15 protein-coding genes are annotated in these 15,472 nt (G+C 48.7%); 13 read left to right on the top strand and 2 right to left on the bottom strand.

Going from position 1 to position 15,472, the window contains the following annotated elements; all coding sequences use genetic code 11:
• The first annotated feature begins 12 nt into the window (after positions 1-12).
• The 11 genes from accC (at position 13) to spo0A (ending at position 11,071) form a co-directional block, all read left to right on the top strand.
• Positions 13-1,365, top strand: a complete 1,353-nt coding sequence (gene accC, locus KNQ18_RS10170; RefSeq protein ID WP_035409099.1) for an acetyl-CoA carboxylase biotin carboxylase subunit — start codon at positions 13-15, stop codon at positions 1,363-1,365.
• Between the two features lie 120 nt (positions 1,366-1,485).
• Positions 1,486-1,890, top strand: a complete 405-nt coding sequence (gene nusB, locus KNQ18_RS10165) for a transcription antitermination factor NusB (protein ID WP_023467580.1) — start codon at positions 1,486-1,488, stop codon at positions 1,888-1,890.
• Between the two features lie 72 nt (positions 1,891-1,962).
• Positions 1,963-2,796: a bifunctional methylenetetrahydrofolate dehydrogenase/methenyltetrahydrofolate cyclohydrolase FolD gene (folD, locus tag KNQ18_RS10160; protein ID WP_082627410.1), complete on the top strand. Its 834-nt coding sequence runs from the start codon at positions 1,963-1,965 to the stop codon at positions 2,794-2,796.
• A complete protein-coding gene (gene xseA, locus KNQ18_RS10155; RefSeq protein WP_214769091.1) occupies positions 2,793-4,115 on the top strand; it encodes an exodeoxyribonuclease VII large subunit in 1,323 nt (440 codons plus the stop codon). The genes folD and xseA overlap by 4 nt, the downstream gene beginning before the upstream one ends.
• Positions 4,116-4,117: 2 nt before the next feature.
• Positions 4,118-4,339 (top strand): exodeoxyribonuclease VII small subunit, encoded by a 222-nt coding sequence (gene xseB, locus KNQ18_RS10150; RefSeq protein WP_023467583.1) that lies wholly within the window; start codon positions 4,118-4,120, stop codon positions 4,337-4,339.
• Complete coding sequence (locus tag KNQ18_RS10145) at positions 4,336-5,205, top strand: polyprenyl synthetase family protein (protein ID WP_149426974.1); 870 nt, start codon at positions 4,336-4,338, stop codon at positions 5,203-5,205. The genes xseB and KNQ18_RS10145 overlap by 4 nt, the downstream gene beginning before the upstream one ends.
• 117 nt (positions 5,206-5,322) lie before the next feature.
• On the top strand, positions 5,323-7,209 hold the full coding sequence (gene dxs / locus KNQ18_RS10140) for a 1-deoxy-D-xylulose-5-phosphate synthase (RefSeq protein ID WP_214769093.1): 1,887 nt from the start codon (positions 5,323-5,325) through the stop codon (positions 7,207-7,209).
• 6 nt (positions 7,210-7,215) lie between these two features.
• Positions 7,216-8,022, top strand: a complete 807-nt coding sequence (locus tag KNQ18_RS10135; RefSeq protein ID WP_029341099.1) for a TlyA family RNA methyltransferase — start codon at positions 7,216-7,218, stop codon at positions 8,020-8,022.
• A gap of 154 nt (positions 8,023-8,176) precedes the next feature.
• Entirely contained in the window at positions 8,177-8,626 is a 450-nt protein-coding gene (gene ahrC, locus KNQ18_RS10130) for a transcriptional regulator AhrC/ArgR (RefSeq protein ID WP_023467586.1), read from the top strand.
• Positions 8,627-8,638: 12 nt separating this feature from the next.
• A complete protein-coding gene (recN, locus tag KNQ18_RS10125) occupies positions 8,639-10,345 on the top strand; it encodes a DNA repair protein RecN (RefSeq protein WP_023467587.1) in 1,707 nt (568 codons plus the stop codon).
• 3 nt (positions 10,346-10,348) lie between these two features.
• Positions 10,349-11,071 carry a sporulation transcription factor Spo0A gene (spo0A, locus tag KNQ18_RS10120; protein ID WP_074668437.1) on the top strand — a complete coding sequence of 241 codons (723 nt, stop codon included), beginning with the start codon at positions 10,349-10,351 and terminating at the stop codon, positions 11,069-11,071.
• 36 nt (positions 11,072-11,107) lie between these two features.
• On the opposite strand, the gene KNQ18_RS10115 is transcribed toward spo0A, so the two are convergent.
• A complete protein-coding gene (locus KNQ18_RS10115; protein ID WP_214769095.1) occupies positions 11,108-11,686 on the bottom strand; it encodes a dihydrofolate reductase family protein in 579 nt (192 codons plus the stop codon).
• Between the two features lie 675 nt (positions 11,687-12,361).
• Positions 12,362-12,616, bottom strand: coding sequence for a DUF2627 family protein (locus KNQ18_RS10110; RefSeq protein WP_058265115.1), 255 nt, complete (start codon positions 12,614-12,616; stop codon positions 12,362-12,364).
• A 122-nt stretch (positions 12,617-12,738) separates the two neighbouring features.
• On the opposite strand from KNQ18_RS10110, the gene KNQ18_RS10105 reads away from it, so the two are divergent.
• Positions 12,739-14,394, top strand: a complete 1,656-nt coding sequence (locus tag KNQ18_RS10105) for a sigma 54-interacting transcriptional regulator (RefSeq protein ID WP_058704307.1) — start codon at positions 12,739-12,741, stop codon at positions 14,392-14,394.
• 144 nt (positions 14,395-14,538) lie between these two features.
• A complete protein-coding gene (gene yqiS, locus KNQ18_RS10100; RefSeq protein WP_041255026.1) occupies positions 14,539-15,459 on the top strand; it encodes a phosphate butyryltransferase in 921 nt (306 codons plus the stop codon).
• Positions 15,460-15,472: the final 13 nt, after the last annotated feature.

Raw genomic sequence — 15,472 nt, 5'->3', positions numbered from 1 at the left:
GGGGTGAACAGCATGGAAAAATTATTGATTGCCAACCGTGGAGAAATCGCCGTCCGTATCATTCGAGCGGCAAAGGAACTTGGAATACAGACCGTTGCTGTCTACTCGACGGCGGATAAGGAAGCCTTACACGTTCGTTTAGCCGATGAGGCGTACTGCATCGGTGAGGCGAGTTCTGCTTCATCCTACTTAAACGTTACGAATATCCTTGCGATCGCAACGAACCGTCAAGTGACGATGATCCATCCGGGTTACGGTTTCCTAGCAGAAAACGTTGATTTTGCTGAGATGTGTGAAGCGTGCGGGATCAAGTTCGTTGGTCCGACGTCGGATGCGATCCGTCAGATGGGGATCAAGGACGTTGCGAAGAAAACGATGATCGAGTGTGGCGTGCCTGTCGTGCCTGGTTCAGATGGAACGGTCACGGACGAAGAAGCGGTCGCACTGGCGCAAGAAATTGGTTATCCGGTCATCATCAAAGCAACAGCAGGTGGTGGAGGTAAAGGGATTCGGGTCGCTCGTTCGGAAGAAGAGCTGATCAACGGGCTAAGTGAGACACGCCGTGAAGCAAAACAAGCTTTCGGAAACGGGGATGTCTATTTAGAACGTTTCATCGAAGAATTCCGCCATGTCGAGGTACAGGTCCTCGCTGACCGTCACGGGAATGTCATTCACCTCGGTGAACGGGATTGTACCGTCCAGCGCCGGATGCAGAAACTGATCGAGGAAGCGCCATCACCTGCGGTCAGTGAAGCGACACGATTAAAAATGGGCGAGGCTGCCGTAAAAGCCGCAAAAGCGATTCAATACACGGGAGCTGGAACGATCGAATTCATCTTCGTCGAAGAGACGGAAGAGTTCTTCTTCATGGAGATGAACACGCGCATTCAAGTCGAACACCCGGTAACGGAGATGATCACTGGATTCGACCTCGTTCAAGCACAATTGCAAGTCGCGCTCGATCATCCGCTTGCCGTCAAACAAAAGGATATCAAGTTCCACGGTCATTCGATCGAATGCCGAATCAATGCCGAGGATCCAGATCATGATTTCCGTCCGTCTGCTGGACGCGTCACACAATACGTGACACCAGGCGGAATGGGCGTACGTATCGATAGCGCAGTCTATCCGGGGTACATGATTCCACCGTACTATGACTCGATGGTCGCGAAGTTGATCGTCCATGCGGAAACACGGGAAGAAGCATGTGCGAAGATGGAACGTGCACTGGCTGAATTTTGGATCGAAGGTGTCAAGACGACGATCCCGTTCCACGAACGTGTTCTCAGTCACCCGGTATTCCGGCGTGGGACGTTCACGACGAAATTCGCAGAGCGTGAGCTAAAAGGTACGATCGTTAACTGAATCGGGACGGGAGTTTGTGCGACGAACTCCCGTCTTTTTTTGGCGTTCTCTATGTTTTTTAAAAGAGGAATGTGCTAAACTAACTGATTGAGAACGACAAAAAAAGGAGCACGCAAAATCATGATGAAACGACACATGGCACGCGAACTCGCAGTCCAATCTTTGTTCCAAATGGAGCTTTCGGATCTGACTGCACAAGAGGCCATTGAATTCGCGGTAGAAGGTAAGGAATATGACACATTCGTCGAGCAATTGGTGAACGGCGTCGAAACGAACAAAGCAACGATTGACCAACACATCCGAGAAGCACTGGTCAACTGGTCATTCGAACGACTCGGAAACATCGAGCGGACGATTCTTCGCTTAGCCGTCTACGAATTATTGTTCGAAACGAACATTCCGGTTCGAGTGACGATCAACGAAGCGATTGAATTGACGAAGGCGTTCGCTGACGAAGAAGCGACAAAAATCGTGAACGGTGTTCTCGGTAAGGTCGCACAAGGCGTCGTTAAAGAAAATTCATAAACTTGTAAAACCGACGAATAGAGACAAACAGACAGAAGAGTGAATCGAACTTTTTGGGGGAGTGGACAAATCATGGCAGTAGTAATCGATGGAAAACAGGTAGCCCATTCATATCGTATGAAGCTGAAAGAAGAAGTCGCACGTCTGAAAGAACAGCGGATTCAACCGCAATTGACTGTCATCCTGATTGGCGAAGATCCTGCTAGTCAGTCCTATGTACGTGGTAAAGAAAAGGCGGCGAAGGAAATCGGCATGGATTCGGAGTTAATCCGACTTCCGGCAGAAACAACGGAATCAGAGCTTCTTCACTTGATCGACCGTCTGAACGTTGATGCGAGTGTCCATGGGATTCTCGTCCAATTGCCGTTGCCTGACCACATTGATGAGAGTAAGGTCATTTTTGCGATTTCTCCTGAAAAGGACGTCGATGGTTTTCATCCTGTCTCTGTCGGGAAAATGATGATTGGTGAACCGACATTTTTACCGTGTACACCAAACGGCATTCTTCATCTCGTCAAAGAGATGAACGTACCGATTGCTGGTCAACACGTCGTTGTCGTCGGTCGTAGCCAAATCGTCGGTAAACCCGTTGGTATGTTGTTCTTGAATGAATCGGCTACCGTTTCCTATTGTCATTCCAAGACAAAAGATCTCGGTGCGATGACGCGTCAAGCGGATATCTTGATCGTCGCAGTCGGCGTACCGAAGCTGATTACGGCGGATATGGTGAAACCGGATGCTGTCGTCATTGACGTTGGTGTCAACCGTGTCGATGGCAAACTCGTCGGTGATGTCGAGTTTGATACGGTACAAGACGTTGCATCGATGATTACACCTGTTCCGGGTGGCGTTGGTCCGATGACGATCACGATGCTACTGCATAACACGATCGAGGCTGCGCGATGAGCGAACCTCTTCACGTTTCCGATTTAGTCCACTATGTCAAACGTGAACTAGAAGGCGACGCCCTTCTGCAACAAGTCCAGGTGGTGGGAGAAGTGTCGAACTTTAAACGACACTCTTCCGGTCACCTTTATTTTACGTTGAAGGACGAGCAGTCACGGATGAAAGCCGTCATGTTTGCCCGGGATGCGAGTCGAGTCAAAGCAGACGTTCGCGATGGGATGCGAGTCGTCGTCACCGCGCGCTTATCCGTTTACGTCTCTTCTGGGGAGATGCAACTCTATGTCGAACGGATGACGGAAGACGGTGTAGGAGCGTTATATGAGGCGTTCTCACGCTTGAAGGTGGATCTTGAAGAGCGTGGCTGGTTTGATCCAGCCATCAAACAATCGTTGCCAGCTTTTCCCGAGCGAATCGGGATCATCACGTCGCCAAAAGGAGCAGCGCTTCATGATATCGCAACGACACTCCGGCGCCGTTATCCGCAAGCGGCCATCGTCTTCGCCCCGGTCCTTGTACAGGGAGCGGACGCGGCACCACAAATCAGTCGTGCCATTCAGCTGATGAATGAGCATGATGCCTGTGATGTGTTGATTATTGGTCGTGGTGGTGGTTCGATTGAGGAGCTGTGGGCATTCAATGAGATGTCTGTCGTGACAGCCGTGTTTGAATCACGCATTCCGATCGTCTCTGCTGTCGGTCACGAAACGGATTTTACGATCAGTGATTTCGTCGCCGACGTTCGTGCTGCTACACCAACGGCAGCGGCAGAACTCGTCACTCCGGAAGCAGAGGCACTCACTCGACGTGTGCAGGATGTAGAGCGACGTTTAGAACGAACGTATGCACAACTCCTCAAAAGTAAACAGGAGCAAGTGACACGGCTTGCTGCGAGCTACGGTCTGAAATCACCACGCGTCCTACTCGGACTGAAGCAGGAACAATTGGACCGAGCAGAGATGTCACTCCAAAAGGAGATCAAGCAAGTAGTAGCGCAACACCAGCAACAGGTGGAGCGTCTTGACACACGCTTAATGCGTGTGCCGATGCGGGATCGCTTCGTGCAACAACGGGCGACGATTGAACAATCACGACGTCGACTCGAAATCGTTCGTCGACTTTTACAATCGAAGCAACAACAGGTGCGTCATGTGCTCGCGCGACTCGACTCCGTCAGTCCGACGCATGTTCTGATGCGCGGCTATACGTATGTCGAACAGGATGGACAAATCGTCCGTTCCGCGAAGGCATTGACAGCGTCTTCGTTCGATATCCGATTCCATGATGGAACGATTCGTGCTAAACGAGAGGATGGGGAGTAAGAATGGAGACGGAACAATCTTTTGAAGAAGCACTGGAACGATTAGAAGAAATCGTCACGTTACTCGAAGAGGGCGAAGCTCCTCTTGAACAAGCGATGGCTCTATATGAAGAAGGCGTCAAACTGACGGCTCTTTGCCAAGGAAAGTTATCCGTTGCTGAGAAAAAACTCGATCAAATCCTAGAGCAAGATGGTACGCTTCGGGAAAAAGGAGGAGCGCAATGATTGCTTTGAATGAGTGGAAGACACAAGTCGAAAACAAAATGGAAGAGTTCATGGAGCGACTCGACGCACCGGATCGTTTACGCGATTCGATGCGGTATTCACTCGATGCGGGTGGGAAACGAATTCGCCCAGCCTTGATTTATGCGGTACTCGATGCTTTTTCCATCGATCGTTCAAAAGGTGACGCGACTGCTGCGGCACTTGAGATGATTCATACATACTCACTGATTCACGATGACCTTCCCGCAATGGATGATGATGATCTGCGTCGAGGGCGTCCGACGAATCATATCGCTTTTGATGAAGCGACAGCGATTTTAGCAGGAGATGCCTTGCTCACGAACGCCTTCAGCTGTCTTCTTGAGACACCAGCTTCGCCAGAAGTGAAGCTTGCACTTGTCGAACGGTTAGCAGCAGCGGCTGGTGCTACGGGTATGGTCGGTGGTCAGCTCGACGATATGCTCGGTGAGCGTGGCGGCATCAATGACGTAGCGGAGCTTGAGTCGATTCACCGTCGGAAAACAGGAGCACTCCTCGTCTTTGCAGTCGAAGCGGGTGGTTTGCTTGCCTCGGTCAGCTCGACGGATCTTGAGCACTTGAAGCAATACGGTCGCCATCTCGGAATCGCATTCCAAATCCAAGATGACATCTTGGACGTGACGGGAGATGCTGAAAAAATCGGCAAACCGGTTGGTAGCGACGAAGGGAACGAAAAAGCAACGTATCCAAAATTACTGGGTCTTGAAGGAGCGAAACGCGCACTGACAGCTCAGGTGGAAGCAGCGGAACAAGCGATTGATGCATTATCAGTCGAAGCGACGACACTTAAGGAACTGCTCGACTTCGTGGTCAAGCGCGACCATTAAGCAGGACGACGCATCTGCGTCGTCTTTTTCTATGCTGATAATGGCGCTCGATAGATTGTTCTAGTACAATGTAGGGTACAAACCCTATAAGATTGTAAGGAAAAGAGGCGGTAAGGTATGAAATTGACAGAAATACAGGATCCGTCATTTTTAAAGCGTATGTCGGTCTCCGAACTCGAAGTACTCGCAGGCGATATTCGACGCTTTTTGATTGAAGAATTAGCGACGACAGGTGGACACTTGGCACCGAACCTCGGTGTCGTTGAGTTGACACTTGCGTTGCATCGTGAATTCGACAGTCCGAATGACAAGTTCGTCTGGGATGTCGGGCACCAAGCATACGTGCATAAGATTTTGACAGGACGCGCGAGCCAGTTTGATACGCTCCGTCAACACAAAGGACTCTGTGGGTTCCCGAAACGTAATGAGAGTGTGCATGACGTCTGGGAGACAGGACACAGCTCGACGTCCTTGTCAGCAGCAATGGGGATTGCTGTCTCGAATGAACTGAGCGGTAAGAGTGATCGTGCAGTCGCAATCATCGGTGATGGTGCGTTGACAGGTGGGATGGCACTCGAAGCATTGAATCATATTGGAGCAGAACAACAAAACGTCATCGTCATCTTGAACGATAACGAGATGTCGATTGCACCAAACGTTGGGGCGATGCATCAAATGCTTGGACGAATTCGTTCGTCACGTAAAGTGCGTTTTGCCCAAGACGAGCTTGAAACGTTGATCAAAAAGATTCCGGTCATTGGCGGACGTCTTGAAAAAGGAAGCGAGAAGTTGAAGGAAGCTGTTAAAGGCGCACTTGTTCCTGGCATGTTCTTCGAAGAGCTCGGCTTCAACTATTATGGTCCAGTCGATGGGCACGATCTTGATGATTTAATCGAACAGCTCAATTACGTGAAAAAAGAAGAAGGTCCTGTCCTGCTTCATGTCATCACGAAAAAAGGGAAAGGCTATCGTCCGGCAGAGTTCGATGGCGTCGGCACATGGCATGGTCTTGGACCATACAAGATGGAGTCTGGCGAAGTCATTAAAGGAAAATCAAAAGCACCTAGTTACTCCTTTACGGTAGCGGATACTTTGACGAAGATGGCACGCGATGATGAAAAGCTGACGTTGATCACGCCAGCGATGAGCGTCGGTTCAAAACTCGATTGTTTTGAAAAAGAATTCCCAGAGCGGATGTTTGACGTCGGAATTGCAGAACAACATGCTGTGACGTTCGCAGCTGGTCAAGCGACGCAAGGCATGAAACCTGTCGTATCGATCTACTCGACCTTCTTCCAACGTGCATACGATCAGCTCGTTCACGACGTGGCGCGTCAAAATCTAGATGTGACGTTTACGATTGACCGATCAGGTCTCGTTGGCGCAGATGGTGAAACACACCAAGGCGTCTTCGATATTGCCTTCATGCGTCACGTACCGAACATCCGGATCGTCATGGCGAAGGATGAGAACGAACTGCAACACTTGCTCTATTCGGCCGTCAAATATGAAGGACCAATCGCCGTTCGTTTCCCACGTGGAGAAGGTATCGGTGTACCAATGGACGAGACACTGCATGAAATTTCGCTTGATACATGGGAAGTCGAACGTGAAGGAACGGACGTCGCGATCCTTGCGTTTGGACCACAAGTACAAGATGCGCTCAAAATCGCGGATTTCCTAGCAGACGAACTGTCGGTTCGTGTCATCAATGCTCGGACGATCAAACCGCTTGATGAGAAGATGCTGAATGCCCTTTACGCAGAAGGCATTCCACTCGTGACGCTCGAAGAAGCCGTCTTAAAAGGTGGATTCGGATCAGCTGTCCTTGAGCATGCGAACGAGCAGGAAGCATTCCCACGCGTCAAACGCTTTGGTATTCCGGATTGGTATATCGAGCATGGCGGTGTGAACGAATTACTGGAAGAAATCGGATTATTACCTGGACAAATCGCAGAAGAAGTACGCGCTTTCGTCAATCAAGGAAAGAAACAGAGTGTGTGACGATTCATGGAAAATGTAAAAAAAATCCGCCTCGACGTTCTTCTCGTCGAGCGCGGTTTGTTTGAAACGCGTGAAAAAGCAAAGCGATCGATCATGGCTGGACTGGTCTTTAGTGGTACGGAACGATTAGAGAAGGCTGGTGAGAAGGTCAAGTCGGACATCGACCTGCATGTTAAAGGTCAGTTGATGCCTTATGTCGGTCGTGGAGGCTTCAAGATGGAAAAGGCACTTCAAGTATTCGATTTCGATGTCGCTGGTAAAACAGGTCTCGATATCGGATCGTCAACGGGTGGCTTTACCGATTGCTCCTTACAAAATGGAGCAGCGCATATGTATGCGCTTGATGTCGGTTCCAATCAGCTGGACTGGAAGCTTCGTTCGGATGATCGTGTGACGGTGATGGAGAAAACGAACTTTCGGCACGCAACACCAGATATGTTCCCTGTTGCGCCACAGTTTGCGACGATTGATGTCTCATTCATCTCGTTACGGTTGATGCTTCCACCCCTGAAGACGATCCTCGTCGAAGGAGGAGATGTCATGGCGCTCGTCAAACCGCAATTCGAAGCGGGGCGTGATGATATCGGTAAAAAAGGCATCGTGCGGGATGAACGGATTCATGTCCGCGTCCTCGATGAGATGGTTGAATTCTTCATTCAACAAGGGTTCTATGTGAAACAGCTCGACTATTCGCCGATTACCGGTGGAGAGGGGAACATCGAGTTCTTATTGCATGCGCGCCTTGGTCAACCAGGACTTGATCCATCTGTCCATGCGACAGAGACAGTCAAGCAAGCACATGCTAGTCTTTAAACGAACAGATGAAAACGAGGACGGATCCGGTTCATGGGTCCGTCTTCCTTATTGTTCGGAGCGACGAAAACCGTATAATAAAATGGCAAACGTGGACTTTTAATGATTTATTGGATTACAATAGTAACATCGAAGAATACTGTGAGGTGCAGGGATGACAAAGGGGCAACGGTTGATTAAGATTCGGGAGATCATCACCCAGTCGGAAGTAGAAACCCAAGATGAATTGGTAGAGGAATTACGGAATGCAGGATATAAGGTGACACAGGCAACGGTATCACGAGATATCAAGGAACTTCACCTCGTTAAGGTCCCGTTGAATGATGGACGTTATAAATACAGCTTACCTGCCGACCAACGCTTCAACCCACTCGGGAAATTGCGGCGTCTGCTCGGGGACAGCTTCATCTCGATTGATTCTGCTCAAAATCTGATTGTCATGCATGTCCTGCCGGGAAATGCGAATGCAGTCGCTGTCTTACTGGACCATTTGAGCTGGAACGAACTGCTTGGCACGGTGTGTGGGGACGATACGATCCTATTGATCGCACGAAGTGAGGAACAAGCGAAAGAAGTGACGGAACGAATTTTAGAAATGCTGTAAGGAGTTGACAGGATGCTAGCTGAATTATCGATCAAACAATTTGCGATCATTGACGAGCTACAGATCGACTTTAAAAAAGGAATGACCGTCTTGACTGGGGAAACAGGTGCCGGTAAATCGATCGTTCTCGACGCGATCGGATTATTGATTGGTGGACGTGGATCCGCGGAATTCGTTCGATACGGGGAAGATCGAGCGGAGCTAGAAGGATTGTTTCTGATTGAAGACGACCATCTCGTCTATGATCTCGCAGAAGAGTATGGTATCGATATCGAAGATGGATTGATCATCTTACGACGTGATCTGTTCGCGACCGGGAAAAGTGTCTGTCGCGTCAACAATAAGCTGGTCACACTGACGATCTTACGGGAGTTCGGGCGTGTCCTCGTCGACATGCACGGGCAACATGAACATCAGCATTTAATGGACAGTACGTATCATCAAGCGATTCTCGATGACTTCGCGCAAGAGACGATTGCACCGCTCCTTCAAGCCTATCAATCCGGTTATCAAGCGTATGAAGAAAAACGGACGGCGCTGCAATCGCTCGCGCAAAGTGAGCAAGAACTCGCTCAACGGATTGATCTACTATCGTTCCAGACGGAAGAGATTGAAGGCGCAAAACTTCGAGCACATGAGGAAGACGAGTTGCTCGTCGAACGAAATCGTCTCGCGAATTTCGAGAAGCTATATGCGTCGTTAAAGACAGCGTACGATGCTTTGCATGATGAGATGCGCGGCATCGACTCTGTTGGAGACGCGATGCGTGAATTACAACAAGCATCAAGCATCGACGAACAGTTTTCGCAGCAGAGTGACGCGATCGCAAGCGCTTTTTATGGACTCGAAGAAGTCGGGTATGCGATTCGAGATCAACTCGAAACACTTGAGTTCGATTCCAATCGACTCGATGAGATCGAACAACGTTTATCCGTCTTTCAACAACTGAAACGAAAATACGGGGCGACGATCGAGGAAGTCATCGCGTATGGGGAGAAGATTCGTGTTGAACTCGATACGATGACGAATCGAGATGAACGGATTGAACGCTTAAAAGCCGAAGTCGAACAGCTCGAAGGCGAATTGTTTGAGATAGGTGGGCGTCTGTCGCAACAGCGTCGAAAAGCGGCCGTTCAATTAAGCGAAGCGATTCATCTGGAGTTGCGTGAGCTCTACATGGAAAAAGCACGGTTTGAAATTCGTTTTCTTCAAGACGGGAAGACACCGATGCTACGCAAGAACGGAATCGACCAAGTGGAGTTCTTCATCATGACGAATGCGGGAGAGCCATTCAAGTCGCTCGGAAAAGTCGCATCGGGCGGGGAGTTATCTCGTATCATGCTCGGATTGAAGTCAATCTTCTCGCGCTCGGTCGGAGTTGCTTCGATCATTTTCGATGAAGTCGATACAGGAGTATCGGGTCGTGTCGCACAAGCGATGGCTGAAAAAATCTATCGATTATCGGTAGACGGACAAGTGCTTTGTATTACGCACTTACCGCAAGTCGCTTCGATGGCCGATCAACATCTCTATATTCGGAAAATCGAGGAGACGGATCGTACGACGACACAGGTCAACGTCTTGTCTCAGTCAGATCGAGGAAACGAACTAGGACGGATGATTTCCGGTGCACATATGACGGATTTGACGTTACGCCATGCCGAGGAATTGATGGATCAGGCGAAGACGATGAAAGAATCGCTTAAAAATGGGGTGTAAGGATTGATTAAAGTCGGGATAGCAGATGATAATCGCGAAATGGTCGAACTGATTCGCCAGCATATCTCTGCGCAAGAAGACATGGAAGTCGTTTGCGTCGCCTACAATGGCGAGAGTTGTCTCGAACGTATGAAAGAACATGAAGTGGATGTATTGCTTCTCGATATCATCATGCCTCATTTAGATGGGCTTGGTGTTCTCGAAGAATTGATGAAGAAAAAGAAGAACCCTGCTGTCATCATGTTGAGTGCTTTCGGTAAGGATGAGGTCTCACAACAGGCGGTCACTCTCGGAGCATCGTACTTCTTACTTAAACCGTTCAGCATGGATCAGCTCGTTCAAAAAATTCGTCTCGTGACGCATCAAGGACAAGCACCGATCGTCGAAACAATTGACTTAAGAGTCGGTACGACACTGCGAGAAGTGGGGATTGCTCCGCATATTAAAGGCTTCACGTATTTAAAGGACGCTGTCTTAATGGTGCTAGAACGGGAAGATTTACTTGGATTGATCACAAAGGAACTCTATCCGACGATTGCGAAAAAACATCAAACGACGGCATCTCGCGTCGAACGAGCGATGCGTCACGCCATCAAGTCAGCTTGGAACGAAGGAATGCAACAGCACGAGCTCTTCAATGGTCGAATCGAACAAGAGAAAAGTCCGAAGAACTCGGAATTCATCTCGTATGTTTCAAGTCATATGAATCAAGAACAATCTGGTTAAAGGAAACACACCGTCTGAATGATAGACGGTGTGTTTTTAGTTCCGATCCCGCTCATAGTAAGCGATCAACACGCCGTTATCGAACGTGTGTCGTTTCGTGACGTTCCAAGTGAGGGGCGTCATTCCGTTGTCGGGAAATAGACGTTTACCAGAACCGACGATGACTGGATAGTGGATCAATCGAAGTTCATCGATCAGATCAGCTTGATAAAGCGTATGAACGAGTTGACTACTCCCCCAGACGTGAAGCGGTGGTCCGTCCTGTTGTTTCAAGCGTGTTAGTTCAGAAGTCGGTTGATTCAAATATGTCGTCGGCTGCCAACGAATAGGTGGTGTATGACGCGTAGCAACATACTTCATGGCACGATCGGCAACTGGCCAGATATCTGCATGGAGTGGCCAGTAACTCGACCATTGCTCGTAAGTCGCGCGACCGAGTAACAGGGCGCAATCCTCTTGCATCCATCCACGGATGACCTGACCGATCTCGGGATGCTGAAATGGAGCAGTCCATCCACCCTGTTCGAAGTCGTTGCTCACATCCTCATTCTTTCCGCTCGGTGCTTGAACGACACCGTCTAACGATAGATGTTCGAATACGATGATTTTTCGCATGAAAGATCTCCTTTCGATTACGTTCTGCTTATAGCATACCGCAAAGCTAAAAATATATAAAAGCGCTTGCAAATAAATATTGCATAAACTGAAATGTTTGTTATAATAAAGGTACCAAATGATTTGGCAAGACGTCAGATGAACGTCGAGTCGACAAGGACTCCGGAAATCCTGTTGATGAACATCATCTCAGAACGCCAACTGTAAATGGCTCAAGAATGCCGGACGACATTCTCTTGGTAGAAGTCGTACCAAGGTATCTTGTTCATTCTAGATGGGAAATCTCGAATGAATGGGAGCTTCCATGATTTCGAAGCTAGGGAAAAGTGGAAGGTAACGGATCGTCTAAAATGAAAAGTACAGTTCGTGAAAAGGAGTGTTGTCTAGCAGTGATTGTTAGCAACCGAATGTTTGACTGCTTCAAGCGGATGACATTACGCTCCACCTAGGTCCCGAGTACAGTCAGATGATGGAACTGAAACACCATTCTATCGTTAGCCCGATAGCCAGATCTGATTTCTTTCTACCTCTTCATTAAGAGGAACACCTAAGGTTTTGGAGTACACGAATAGTTCTAACTATGAGAGGAGTTCATCCGTAAGTGAAACCAATTTTATACGAGTAAAAGGTCCCGCGCTTGAAATGAGTTCAAGAGATGGGGACCTTTTTCTGTGTTCATTTTTTTTGATAGCGGTCGGAGACTTTTCCACGTTTTCGATCGCGATAAAAGACATATCCTGCGACAAATCCAATGCCACCCATCGCAAGAACCAAACCAACGAGACCTTGCAGTACATATACGTAAGCCGCATCGCCTAAGTATTTAAACGGCACTTGCGCAATTAGAAAAACACTATCACGCATGAGCTTAATACCAATCGCGCCGATGATGCCGGGGATTAATAATGAGAGCAAACCAATGATACGCATAGGACGCCACTCCTTTCCAAGCGTATTGTATCAAAAAATCGATCGTTCTGCGAATCGGGTTTGCTTCCCTATTTTATTCCGAGTACGATAGAAATGTAAGCAGTTTCAAAGGGGGAATTCATATGCATCATCTACTCGTCGTCGGGGCTGGTCAAGGGGGAACAGAAGTCCTACATGCGTTTCAACGTTCACCATTATTAACGGTCATCGGTCTCGTCGATCCAAACATGGAGGCGCCTGGGGTGGCGCTTGCACGGCGTGCGGACATTCGGATCGAAACGAATTGGTCAGCTTTTGAAGGAGCTGATGTCGATTTCATCATTGACGCTACAGGAGAAACTGGCGTACTTGAGCAATTGATTCATGATTTTCCGGGAGCGGCGGTCTTACCGGGTGAATTCGTCAGAGTGTTGCTTGAGCGATTGACTGAAAAAGAGAAAATGCTCGAAGCAATCATTCATTGTACGAGCGAGGCGATTTCCGTCGCCGATCAAGACGGACAGACGATGCTGATCAATCCAGCATATACGCGTATGACTGGTTTCACGGAGCGAGACGTCGTCGGAAAACCGGCAAGTGCCGATATCGGAATGCAGGAATCCGTTCATTTGAAAGTATTGAATACGGGCGAGAACGTGCGGGATGTTCGCATGAAGATCGGGCAAGATCAACGTGATATCATCGTCAATGCGGCACCCGTCATCGTCGATGGACAAGTCCGCGGTTCCGTTGGGGTCATTCGGGATATTTCAGAAATGAAGGCACTCGCCAAAGAATTGAAGGCAGCGCGACAAAAAATCCGGACGCTCGAAGCCAAATATACTTTTGACGATATCATCGCTGAGAGTGAAGCGATGCGCTTCGTCGTCGATCAAGCAAAGCTTGCGGCAACGATGCCCGTCAACGTCTTGATTCGCGGTGAATCCGGAACCGGCAAGGAACTGTTTGCACATGCGATCCATGCAGCGAGCGAACGTAAATATGAACAATTCGTCCGCGTCAACTGTGCGGCAATCGCACCGACGTTACTCGAAAGTGAACTATTCGGCTACGAGGAAGGCGCGTTCTCAGGAGCGCGACGTGGTGGGAAGCGGGGATATTTCGAAGAAGCACATGGAGGTTCGCTATTCTTAGATGAGATTGGCGAACTACCACTCGACGTCCAGGCCAAACTATTACGGGTGTTACAGGAAAATGAAGTCGTTCGCGTCGGTGGGACGAAAGCGATTCCAGTCGATGTCCGGATTATCGCGGCGACGAATGCGAATCTAGAGCAAAAGATCATTATGAATGAGTTCCGAGAAGATCTCTACTACCGGATCAATCGTTTACCGATTCACATACCGGCACTACGTGAGCGACCGGATGATATCGCACCATTGACCTTACACTTACTCCGTAAATTGAATCAAAGTTATGGACGATCGGTCGGACGGATCTCAGATGATGTACTTGAAGCAATGAAGAAGCAACCGTGGAAAGGAAATGTCCGCGAGCTTGAAAATGTCATCGGACGCGCGTTGATTTTTACGGATAAAACAGAAACCGTCTTGCGAAAAGGTCATCTTCAGCTTGTCGTGCCACAAACAACGAAAGTCACGACGAGACAGAAAAAGGAAATCAAGCATCTATCGGACGAGATGTCACACGTCGAAGAACGGTTGATTCGGGAAGCGCTTACTGCCTTTAATGGCAACAAAACAGAAGCGGCGAAACAACTCGGAATTTCTCTTCGGGCACTTTATTACAAAGTGGAACGATTTAACATCTATTCATGAAGCGCAAATTTTTGCGTGCAATATATTGCAAAAAATGCAAAAGCGTGCAAAATTAAAGACGTTCTTGCTTAACCTACCGTCTCTTTTGAATTGGCACGAAAATTGCTATTACTATTTATGTATGACAGGTGAGGGGGGAATACGGTGAGATTCAGTGAAATGGTCGAGCAGGCAGCTCGACTCGAAGATTCCGTCGTTGCGATTGCAGCTGCGGATGACGAAGAAGTGATGGATGCTGTCGCATTAGCAATTGAGAACGATTTAGCGCGTTTTCATTTGTTCGGGGATGCGACACGGATTCAGCAGATGATTCAAAAACGAGCATTACGAGAGTCACAGTTCGTGATCACTCATACTTCTACATCGCAAGAAGCGGCAGAACGTGCTGCTCATGCCGTTCGCAAGGGGGATGCGAGCGTCTTGATGAAAGGTCTTGTTCCGACAGCTACGTTCATGAAAGCTGTCTTGAACAAAGAAACGGGTTTGCGTTCAGGGAATGTCTTGTCGCATGTCGCCTTGTTCGAAGTACCGGGGCGTGAATCAGCGATCGGATTAACCGATGCAGCGATTCACATCCAACCGACACTAGAAGACAAAGTGAAGATCATCGAAAACGGTGTCTCCGCCTTACGTGCTCTCGGATACGGCTTACCGAAAGTCGCAGTCTTAGCAGCTGTCGAAGTCGTCAATCCGACGATGCAGGCGACGATTGATGCCGCACTTTTGACACAGATGAACCGACGTGGTCAAATCAAGGATTGCCTTGTAGACGGACCACTCGCACTCGACAATGCCGTAAATCTCGTCGCTGCCCAGCAAAAAGGATTGACGGGAGATGTAGCAGGTCAGGCGGATTTACTCGTCGTTCCGCAAATCGAAGTCGGAAACGTCATCTACAAATCACTCATGTATTTCGCACATGCCTCGGTTGCGGCGATTCTCGTCGGAGCGCGGGCGCCAGTCGTTTTGACTAGCCGTGCCGATACAGCAGAAGCAAAAATGTACTCACTAGCCTTTGCGCTATTAAATGCCCAACAGACGAAAAAAGTAAAACAAACAATTTGAGGAGGAACTTAAA

It is taken from the genome of Exiguobacterium sp. s78 (assembly GCF_018618985.1).
GTDB lineage: Bacteria > Bacillota > Bacilli > Exiguobacteriales > Exiguobacteriaceae > Exiguobacterium_A > Exiguobacterium_A abrahamii.
Note: the sequence above shows the minus strand (reverse complement) of the source record. Positions and strands in the feature narration are given on the sequence as shown.

What these genes read in the sequence shown, in the direction of transcription:
- KNQ18_RS10110 (WP_058265115.1), bottom strand. Translation starts at nt 12,616, where the DNA reads ATGCGTATCATTGGTTTGCTCTCATTATTAATCCCCGGCATCATCGGC.
- KNQ18_RS10145 (WP_149426974.1), top strand. Translation starts at nt 4,336, where the DNA reads ATGATTGCTTTGAATGAGTGGAAGACACAAGTCGAAAACAAAATGGAA.
- nusB (WP_023467580.1), top strand. Translation starts at nt 1,486, where the DNA reads ATGATGAAACGACACATGGCACGCGAACTCGCAGTCCAATCTTTGTTC.
- KNQ18_RS10105 (WP_058704307.1), top strand. Translation starts at nt 12,739, where the DNA reads ATGCATCATCTACTCGTCGTCGGGGCTGGTCAAGGGGGAACAGAAGTC.
- dxs (WP_214769093.1), top strand. Translation starts at nt 5,323, where the DNA reads ATGAAATTGACAGAAATACAGGATCCGTCATTTTTAAAGCGTATGTCG.
- recN (WP_023467587.1), top strand. Translation starts at nt 8,639, where the DNA reads ATGCTAGCTGAATTATCGATCAAACAATTTGCGATCATTGACGAGCTA.
- accC (WP_035409099.1), top strand. Translation starts at nt 13, where the DNA reads ATGGAAAAATTATTGATTGCCAACCGTGGAGAAATCGCCGTCCGTATC.
- xseB (WP_023467583.1), top strand. Translation starts at nt 4,118, where the DNA reads ATGGAGACGGAACAATCTTTTGAAGAAGCACTGGAACGATTAGAAGAA.
- xseA (WP_214769091.1), top strand. Translation starts at nt 2,793, where the DNA reads ATGAGCGAACCTCTTCACGTTTCCGATTTAGTCCACTATGTCAAACGT.
- ahrC (WP_023467586.1), top strand. Translation starts at nt 8,177, where the DNA reads ATGACAAAGGGGCAACGGTTGATTAAGATTCGGGAGATCATCACCCAG.
- KNQ18_RS10115 (WP_214769095.1), bottom strand. Translation starts at nt 11,686, where the DNA reads ATGCGAAAAATCATCGTATTCGAACATCTATCGTTAGACGGTGTCGTT.
- KNQ18_RS10135 (WP_029341099.1), top strand. Translation starts at nt 7,216, where the DNA reads ATGGAAAATGTAAAAAAAATCCGCCTCGACGTTCTTCTCGTCGAGCGC.
- folD (WP_082627410.1), top strand. Translation starts at nt 1,963, where the DNA reads ATGGCAGTAGTAATCGATGGAAAACAGGTAGCCCATTCATATCGTATG.